The 2,052-nt window shown below is 66.2% G+C and carries 1 pseudogene; it reads left to right on the top strand.

The features are described from left to right. Positions 1–2,052, top strand: a pseudogene (locus MOV61_RS29635) (hemagglutinin); the annotation flags it as partial.

Raw genomic sequence — 2,052 nt, 5'->3', positions numbered from 1 at the left:
CCCGCCGTCCGGCCCCACAGCCCCCGCGCATCCCGGTGCCGCAGCCGCAGGCAGACAATGGCATGCGCGACATCGCCCAGGCGCTGGTCAGCCTGCGCCAGGAGCTGAAGCAGGATATTTCCGAAAGCGTCGCCCGCGAAATGAGCGCGTTGCGCTCCGAAATCCGCTCGATCAAATCCATTGCCGAAGACCAGAACTTCAGCGAGGATCTGCGCGGCGACCTTGCCCGGCTTGCCGAAGGCATCAGCCAACTCGGCTACCAGGCGACGCCGGAGGCGGCCGGCCTACGCCGCGAATTCGAGGAACTGCGCGCCGTCATGGACGGCCTTGCCCGCGAGGATTCGGTACGGCGGATGGAAACCCGCTGGCAGGGTCTCGAAGATCGCATGCACGGCCTCGACTCCACGGCATTGCGCGAGGAACTCGTTTCGCTCGCCTACCGGATCGACGACATCAAGGGCCAGCTCGGCGAGATGAGCGACAGCCCGGTCATCCGCGCGCTCGAACAGAAGCTGATCACGGTCGCGAGCGCCATGGAGCAGCTCGGCTCACGCATGCAGCCGAACGATTCGGTCATTGCCGAACAGTTCGCGACACTGGACGAGCGGCTGGACGAAATCAGCCGCGCGATTGCCGCCGGCAGCCGCGCCTCGGCATCCGCCTCCATCGACCAGTCCTTCCTGCAGCGTCTGGATGGCCGCATCAGCGCGCTTGCCGACCAGATCGAAGCCATAGGCCGGGTAACCCACACCCAGACCGACCCGGCCGAAATGCTCTCCGCCCGCATCGAAGCGCTGACCGGCCGGATCGAGGAGCTCACCGACGAACAGGCGGCCATGCGCCTGGAAGAGCGGCTCGAGCAGCTTTCGCTGATCCTCGAACAGGCCCAGAAGCCTTCCCAGGATCCCGAGCTTTCCGCCTATCTCGCCGATATTTCCCGCAAGATCGACGGGTTGGAACAGGGCAGCGTCAACGACGTACTCGCCGAACGGCTCGACTATCTCGCCCGCCGGATCGAGGAGATCGGTTATCAGCCGCATGCCCAGTCGGCATTGGACGAGAATGCGTTCGGGCGGATCGAAGACCGGCTGACCGACATTGCCGCCCGGCTTGACGAGGCGACGGCTTCGCCGCGTGGCGACGACGGCGCGCTTCGCAGTCTCGAAGACCAGATCGCCCATCTTTCGGTGCTGATCAGCCAGCCACAGCATGGCGCCGGCGCTCTTCCCGCCGAATTCGAAAACCGCATGACGGCGCTCGAAAGCTATATGGCGACCAATGACGAATACATCATCGAGGCTGCCCGCCAGGCCGCCGAGACGGTGGTGGAAGCCTATTCCCGCAATGGCATGGCAGGCGGGCCGGGTGTCGCTGCCGACATGGCGGCACTTTCGGCGCTTGCGGACGACCTTCGCCATCTCGAAGACCTGACGCGCCATTCGGACGACCGCACCCACCAGACCTTCGAAGCCCTGCACGGCACCCTGGTGCAGATCGCCGACCGGCTGGACGGCATGGAAGAACGTTTCGTCTCCTCCGCCCATGCGGAGCGGGATCGCTATCATGAAGAACCGGCGCGTTACGAAACCCGCCCTGCCCCGGCCATGCCGGCGGCCGCACAGCTTTCCGTTGCCGCTGCCGAAGAGCTGATGAGCTACGAGCTCGCGGAGGCTGAGGCGAACGAACAACCGGCCGCAACCTTTGGCCACCGCGCAAAGGCCCCTGAAGAAGCGCCTTTCGACGAGACCGTACTTCGCGCCGATCATGTCGTCACCAAGGACACCCCCGCCAGGGACAAGGCGGCCAAGACCAGCCTGCTGACCGAGCTTTCCCGCCGCTTCCTGCCGGGCGGCAAGGGCGAGGCGCCGAAGGGCGGCCGCACCGTCATCGAGCCGACGCCGCCGCTCGATCCTTCCGACGTGCTGCCGGCGGATCGCCAGAACGATCTTCTGGAGCCGGGATCCGGCGCCCCCGACGTCAAGAAGATCCTCGAGCGGGTTCGCGCCAGCCAAGCCGCCGGCGAATTCGACGCCGACCGGACGAGTGCCGCCG

Origin of the sequence: Neorhizobium sp. BETTINA12A (assembly GCF_023006485.1) — a bacterium.
In the GTDB taxonomy this organism is placed as follows: Bacteria; Pseudomonadota; Alphaproteobacteria; order Rhizobiales; family Rhizobiaceae; genus Neorhizobium.
The sequence above is the reverse complement of the archived record's forward strand: the minus strand, read 5'-3'. Positions and strand labels throughout refer to the sequence as shown.